General features: G+C 76.6%; 6 protein-coding genes. 3 read left to right on the plus strand and 3 right to left on the minus strand.

Translation table 11 applies throughout. The features are described 5' to 3' along the window. Positions 1-92: 92 nt before the first annotated feature. On the minus strand, positions 93-611 hold the full coding sequence (locus CNO22_RS24635) for a hypothetical protein (protein WP_100501889.1): 519 nt from the start codon (positions 609-611) through the stop codon (positions 93-95). 59 nt (positions 612-670) lie between these two features. Between CNO22_RS24635 and CNO22_RS24640 the strand changes: the two genes are divergently transcribed. From CNO22_RS24640 to CNO22_RS24650, 3 genes are read left to right on the plus strand one after another with little or no spacing between them, the layout of a single operon-like run. Continuing rightward, entirely contained in the window at positions 671-1,537 is an 867-nt protein-coding gene (locus tag CNO22_RS24640) for an MBL fold metallo-hydrolase (protein WP_100501893.1), read from the plus strand. A gap of 43 nt (positions 1,538-1,580) precedes the next feature. Beyond that, a complete protein-coding gene (locus CNO22_RS24645; protein WP_232807328.1) occupies positions 1,581-2,897 on the plus strand; it encodes a class I adenylate-forming enzyme family protein in 1,317 nt (438 codons plus the stop codon). Further along, positions 2,894-4,480, plus strand: a complete 1,587-nt coding sequence (locus tag CNO22_RS24650; protein ID WP_100501890.1) for a GMC family oxidoreductase — start codon at positions 2,894-2,896, stop codon at positions 4,478-4,480. Before CNO22_RS24645 ends, CNO22_RS24650 begins: the two co-directional genes overlap by 4 nt. Before the next feature lie 3 nt (positions 4,481-4,483). On the opposite strand, the gene CNO22_RS24655 is transcribed toward CNO22_RS24650, so the two are convergent. Both CNO22_RS24655 and CNO22_RS24660 read right to left on the minus strand, forming a co-directional pair. After that, on the minus strand, positions 4,484-6,523 hold the full coding sequence (locus CNO22_RS24655; protein ID WP_100501891.1) for a transglycosylase domain-containing protein: 2,040 nt from the start codon (positions 6,521-6,523) through the stop codon (positions 4,484-4,486). Between the two features lie 160 nt (positions 6,524-6,683). Continuing rightward, the gene (locus tag CNO22_RS24660) at positions 6,684-6,878 is read right to left on the minus strand and encodes a hypothetical protein (protein ID WP_100501892.1); all 195 of its coding nucleotides are present in this window, start codon (positions 6,876-6,878) and stop codon (positions 6,684-6,686) included. Between the last annotated feature and the right edge of the window lie 108 nt (positions 6,879-6,986).

The raw sequence follows: 6,986 nt of genomic DNA on the forward strand, positions 1-6,986 counted from the left end.
TCGAAGGACCCCGTCCTCCCCACCCTTCACAGGCTCAGGGCGGGGCCCGGGACGGGGCCGGCGGGACCCTGTAGGGGGCCGCGCCGGGGCTGCTAGCTGGTGGGGGACGCCGAGGTCAGGTCGCAGTTCGCGCCGACGTAGTCGGTGAGCGCCGTCTGCGCCGGACCGAGCTCCTGACCGGTCTGATCGGACGCGTCGGCGTAGGCCCGCCGGCCCTCGGGGGTGGCGAGGTCGAGCGTGCCGGCGGTGTCGGAGAGCCGGCGCAGGCCGTCGAGCAGCGCGGTCCAGTCGCCGGCGATCTCGGCAGGGGCCTGCACCTGCTCCAGCCGGGCGACGGTCTCCGGCAGCCGGCCGGCCACCTCCTCGGGCGAGGCCGCCGCGAGGCTGCCCTGCAGCTCGATGAAGGCGCTGGTGATCTGCCCGCAGAACTCCTGGGCGGCCGGGTCGGGTGCGGCCGTCCCGTCGGCTGGGGCGGACGACGAGGACGCCGGGGCCGAGGTGCTCGACGCGGCGGCCGGCTCGTCGTCCCCCGACCCGCCGCAGGCGGTGAGCAGGACGACGGCGGCGGCACCGGCGAGGGCCGAGCGGAGCAGCAGGGCGGAGGAGCGCATGGACCCGACGGTATCGACCGCCCGCGCCGCGCTCCCCGGCCGCGGCTACCGTGCCCGACGTGAGCACCCCGGCCGACCCGCGGACCACCTGGGACCTCCCGGCACCGGGGGCGATGCCGCGGACGGCGGACCTCGAGCCGCTGGTCACCCGGGTGCTCGCGCCCAACCCCTCGCCGATGACCCTCGACGGCACCAACACCTACCTGGTGGGCGGCCCGGGCAGCGGACAGGCCGTGCTGGTCGATCCCGGGCCCGACGACCCGGCGCACCTGGCCGCGGTCGAGGCGGCGCTGGCCGCGCGGGACGCCCGCTGCGTCGCCGTCCTGGTCACCCACCACCACGGCGACCACGCGGAGGCGGCGCTGCCGTGGGGCGCACGGTTCGGCGCGCAGGTGGCGGCCGCCGACGTCCGCGTCGCCGGGCCCGACGGGCGGGTGCTGGAGCCGGGCGTGCGGCTGGCGCTGGCCGCGACGATGCTCGACGTCGTCCCGACGCCCGGGCACACCGCCGACCACCTGGCCTTCCGGCTGGAGTCCGGCGCGGTCCTCGTCGGCGACCACGTGCTGGGCCGGGGGACGTCGGTGGTGACCCACCCGGAGGGTGACGTGCTGGCCTACCTGGACTCGCTGCGCCGGGTGCACGACCTCGGCCCGAGCGCGCTGTACTGCGGGCACGGGCCGGAGCTGACCGAGGACCCCGGTGCGGTCCTGGACTTCTACCTGGCCCACCGGGCGTTCCGGGAGAGCCAGCTGCTGGCGGCGATGGTGCGCGGCGCCCGGACGGTCGACGAGCTGGTGGCCGACGTCTACGCCGAGGTCCCGCGGGAGGTGTGGCCGGCCGCGGCCCAGTCGACCCGGGCGACGCTGGCCAAGCTCGCCGCGGAGGGGCACGTCGTCGTCGAGGGCGACCGGGTGCGGCTGCCGTGAGCGGCTCTGTGACCCGGCCGGCTCCGCCGGGCGGGAGCGAACTGTGGACGCCGTGACCGACGTGCCCGTCGTCCGCGCCGCCGAGAGCGAGCACGACCAGCGCCGCGCCGCGGCCGCGCTGCGGGCGGCGGGGCTCGGGCCGGGTGACCGGCTGCTGGTGTCCGCGGCCGCCTCGCCGGCGCTGCTGGCCGTCGTCCTGGGCGCGCTGCGCTCCGGCGTCGTCCCCGTCGTGCTCGACCCCGCGCTGCCCGCGACCGAGCGGGCCGCGCTGGCCGCCGACGCCGACCCGGGGCTGGACGTCGGCGCCGCGCCCGAGCGGCTGCTCGCCGGGGACGACGAGGCCGAGCTCGCCGACGTCCCGCTGGCCCGGCCGATGCACTACACGTCCGGGACGACCGGCCGCCGCAAGGGCGTGTGGTCCGGCGTGCTGGCCGAGGACGACGCCCGCGCGCTGGCCGCCGAGGAGATCGACCTCTGGGGCTTCGAGCCGGCCGACCGGCACCTGGTGCTGTCCCCGCTGCACCACTCCGCGCCGCTGCGCTTCGCCGTGCACACGCTGCTGGCCGGCGGTGAGGTGCTGCTGCCCGGCCCGTTCGACGTCGCGCGGGCCGCCGAGGTGATCACCTCCCTGCGGCCCACCACCACCTTCTGCGTGCCCACCCACCTGCAGCGGCTGGTGACCCGCGCCGACGTCGACTGGTCCTCCTTCCGCCGGCTGGTGCACGCCGGCGCACCCTGCCCGGAGCCGCTGAAGCGGGCGGTGCTGGCCGCGGCGCCCCAGGGCAGCGTGTGGGAGTTCTACGGCTCCACCGAGGCGCAGTTCACCGTCTGCTCGCCGGAGGACTGGCTGGCGCACCCGGGCAGCGTCGGCCGGGCCCGCCCGGGACGGCGGCTGGAGACCGACGAGCGCGGCCAGCTGTGGTGCGCCGTGCCGCGCTGGGCGCGCTTCGAGTACTGGCGGGCGCCGGAGAAGACCGCGGCGGCCTGGCGCGGCGACCGGGTCACGGTGGGCGACCTCGGCCGGGTGGACGACGACGGCACGGTGTGGCTGGACGGCCGCCGCGAGGACCTGGTCATCTCCGGCGGGGTCAACGTCTACCCGGCTGAGGTCGAGGCGGTGCTCGACGCGCACCCCGGCGTCGTGGAGAGCGCGGTCGTGGGCGTGCCGGACGCCGAGTGGGGCCAGCGGGTGGTCGCCGCCTACGTGGGCGACGCCGACCCGGCCGACCTCGCCGCCTGGGCGCGCGAGCGGCTGGCCCCGGCCAAGCGACCCAAGAGCCTGCACCCCGTCGGCGAGCTGCCGCGCACCTCGACCGGCAAGGTCCGCCGGCTGGACCTGCCGGAGGCGCTCGGGCTGTGACGCCGGAGTGGGACGTCGTCGTGGTGGGGGCGGGCACGTCCGGCGCCCCGCTCGCGGCGCGGTTGGCCGACGCCGGCCGGCGGGTGCTGGTGCTCGAGGCCGGCGCCGACCACGCCGAGTTCCCGTCCGACCTGCGGGACGCCGCGCGGATGGCCGCCGCCGTTCCCGGGCACCCGGCGAACTGGGACCTCACCGGGGTGCTGACCGAGGAGCTGACCTTCCCGGTGCCGCGCGGGCGGGTGGCCGGCGGGTCCAGCGCACTCAACGGCGGCTACTTCGTCCGCGGCACCCGGGCCGACCTGGACGGCTGGGCCGCCGCGGGCAACGGCCTGTGGTCCTACGACGCCGTCCTGCCCTCGTTCGTGCGGTTGGAGGCCGACCGCGAGTACGGCGACCGGCCCGGCCACGGCGCCGACGGCCCGGTGCCGGTGCGGCGACCGCAGGACGGGCACCCGCTGGCCGACGCGCTCGGGGCGGGGGCCGCCGAGCTCGGCGCGCCCGACGAGCCGGACAAGAACGCCGACGGGCCGCCCGGCTGGGGTCCGGTGCCGCTCAACGTGGCCGACGGGGTGCGGGTCAACACCGCCATGGCCTACCTCGCGCCGCACCGCGGGCACCCGGGGCTGACCGTGCGCGGCGGCGTGCACGTCCGCCGGGTGGTCGTCGAGGGCGGCCGCGCGGTGGGCGTCGAGACGGTGGACGGCGTGGTGCGGGCCGGCGAGGTCGTGCTCGCCGCCGGCGCCGTCGGGTCGCCGCAGCTGCTGCTGCTCTCCGGCATCGGCCCGGCCGACGACCTGCGCAGGCTCGGCATCGACGTGGTGGCCGACGTCCCCGGGGTGGGCGCGGACTACACCGACCACCCCGACGTCTACGTCACCTGGCGGCCGGCCCGCCGGCTGCCGATGCCGCGGGACCTGCACCCGCTGTCCGGCGTCCTGAACACCCCTGACGACCTCGAGGTGCTGCCCTGGCTCAAGCCGTTCAGCCGGGTGATGGTGCCCCGCACGTCGGTGGGCGTGGCCCGGGTGCTGCGCCGGCCGGGGGCCACGCTGCGGGCGCTGCGCGGCGCCTCGCTGCACCGGCTGCTGGACACCGCCCGGCGCCGCGACGACCTCTTCCTCGGGGTCGGGCTGCAGCGCGAGGACAGCCGCGGCCGGCTCACGCTCACCAGCGCCGACCCGCACGTGCAGCCGCGCCTGGAGTACCGGTACCTCTCCACCGAGTCCGACCGGCGGCGGATGCGGCAGGGCGTGCGGCTGGCGGCCGAGCTGCTGCGGACGGCGGCGATGGCCCCGCTGGTCGCCGAGCGGACCGGGCTGCCCGACGACGTCCTGGCGTCGGACCGGGAGCTGGACCGCTGGATCCGGCGCTCGCTGGCCACCGCCGTCCACCTCGCCGGGACGGCGCGGATGGGGCCGGACTCCGATCCCGGCGCCGTGGTCGACCAGCACCTGCGGGTCCGCGGAGTCGAGGGGCTGCGGGTGGTCGACACCTCGGTCATGCCCACGGTGACCTCGCGCGGGCCGGCCGCGACCGCGGTGGCGATCGGCGAGCGCGCCGCGGAGCTGGTGACCGGGGGCTGACCCTCACCCGCCCGGCAGCGGCGGGAGCGGGATGCCCGGCGGCGGGAAGGGGACCGGCGCCTCGGCCGACAGGACCGGCAGGAACGCGTCGTGCCAGATCTGGCCGCCGCGGCTGCCGCCGAAGCCGCCGACGTCCACGTTCGCCGTCGGGTTGAACAACATCACGCTAGCGGTGTAGCGCGGCGTGGAGCCGACGAACGACACCGACGCGCGGTCCTGGGCGGTGCCGGTCTTGGTGGCGATCTGATGACCGGGGATCGCGGCCCGCCTGCCGGTGCCGTAGGGCAGCGACGAGCCGCCGACCATCATCTGGTTCATCGTCGTGGCGATCTGCGGCGACACCACCTCCGGCATGCAGGAGGCGCCGGTGCCCAGCGGCGCGCCGTCTTCGCGGGTCAGCGGCCGCCCGTCCCGGTCCAGCACCTCCACGACCGGGATCGGAGTGCACCGGGTGCCGTTGGCGGCGAGCGTGGAGTAGGCGCCGGCCAGCGCGAGCGGGCTGGTCGCCTCCGGGCCGAGGGTGAACGAGCCGCGGTTCTCGGCGATGATCTGGTCGGCGACGGGGTCGAGGGAGGTCAGCCCCAGCCGCTGCGCCACCCGCACCGGCCCCTCCACGCTGCCCAGGTCGTCCTCCAGGGCCACGAAGTAGGTGTTGGAGGACCGCACCAGCGCCTCGTGCATGGTGAGCCGCGGCGGGAACCCGTCCCCGACGTTGCCGACCGTGTAGGGCTCGGACCCGTTGCGGTACACGCGCGAGGTGTAGGGGTCGCTCGTGGTGATCGTGTGGGTGGGCGGGAAGCCGCGTTCCAGGGCCGCGGTGGCCACGAAAACCTTGTAGGTGGAGCCGGAGCCCTTGCTGGCGACCACGTTGAGGTTGACCGAGGACTGCGCCGGGTCGTCGGCGTCGAAGCCGAAGACCCGATTCGCGCTCATCGCCAGCACGTTGCCCGTGCCCGGCTCGACCGCCGTGAACACGGCGGCCACCGGGTCGCCCATCGGCTGGGTGGCCAGCACGGCGGCGTCGGCGGAGCGCTGCAGGTCGGCCCGCAGGGTGGTGCGGATCGTCAGCCCGCCGTCCTCGAGCTGCTCCTGGGTCATCCCCAGGGGGCCGGTGAGGTGGTCCTGCAGGAAGTCGCAGAAGAAGCCGCCGAGGACACCTGCGCCGGCGCAGCCGTTGGGCGGGGCGGGCGCCGGGTCGACCTCGACCGGCTGCGCCGAGACCTCGGCCAGCTGCGCGTCGGAGACGTGGCCCAGTGCGTGCATCCGCTCGAGCACCACGTTGCGCCGCTGCCGGGCGCGCTCGGGGTCGACCAGCGGGCTGTCCGACGTCGGCGTCTGCACCAGGCCGGCCAGCATCGCCGCCTGCGGGAGGGTGAGGTCGGCGGCGTCGACGCCGAAGTAGGCCTGGGCCGCGGCCTGCACGCCGTAGGCGCCCTCGCCGAAGTACACGGTGTTCAGGTACCGGGTGAGGATCTCCTCCTTGGGATACGTCTCCTCCAGCGCCAGGGCCAGCCGGGCCTCGCGCAGCTTGCGGCCCAGCGTCTGCTCGGTGGCCGCCTGCCGGTCCTCGGGGGTGACGGCGGTCTGCAGCAGCGTCTGCTTGACCAGCTGCTGGGTGATGGTGGAGCCGCCCTCCTCCACACCGCCGGAGCTCAGGTTGCGCGCCAGCGCCCGCAACGTGCCCTGGACGTCCAGGCCGTTGTGCTCGTAGAAGCGCTCGTCCTCGATGTCGACCAGCGCCTGCTCCATGACGTCGGCGATCTCGTCGGCGCCCACCGGCGTGCGGTTGTTCCGGTAGAAGTACGTGACCACCGACCCGTCGGAGGCCAGGACGACGGTGTTCCCCGGTGGCGTGGCGTCGGTCAGCTCGACGGGGAGCGGGGAGAGCAGCGTGGCCGAGGTGCTGGCGGCCAGGCCGGGCCCGACGACCCACGGGACCAGCAGTGCCGCGAGCAGCGCCCCGGTCAGGGGGAGGGCCAGCAGCAGCCCGCCGAGCGCGTGCAGCCGGGGGTGGGGGGAACCTGACCTGTGCGACTGCGCCATGTCGTCCTCGCCGCGCTCGAGCCCACGGCGTGCGGGGGAGCACCACGCCGTGCAGCGAGCATCGCGCACGACGCCCGTCGGGGACACCCGGACGGGCGCGGTCGACGGCGCGTCCCGGCGGCGCGCCGTGCGCAGCCGCCGGGACGGCGGATCGGGGCCCTCAGCGGGCGGTGGGGAGCTCCGAGGTCGCGGGGCTCGTCGGCACGGACCAGGCGTCGGGGTGCCGGCGGCCGGTGTCGGCGACCCACCCGCTGCTGGGGCGGGTGGCCGGGCGGGCGCTCAGGCTCACGATCAGGGCGAGCAGGCCGACGAGTCCGAGGAGGACACCAGCGATCACCAGGAACGTCGTGAGCATGTACTGAACGTAGGCACAGGGCCGTTCCGTGTCACGTGGCGGAACTGCACCGGAGTCCGGCGCGACCTCGGGCAGGTCCTGCCGAGCCGGTCGCACCCGTCCCACCCG

The sequence above is a fragment of the Geodermatophilus chilensis genome (genome assembly GCF_002802985.1).
Lineage (GTDB): Bacteria > Actinomycetota > Actinomycetes > Mycobacteriales > Geodermatophilaceae > Geodermatophilus > Geodermatophilus chilensis.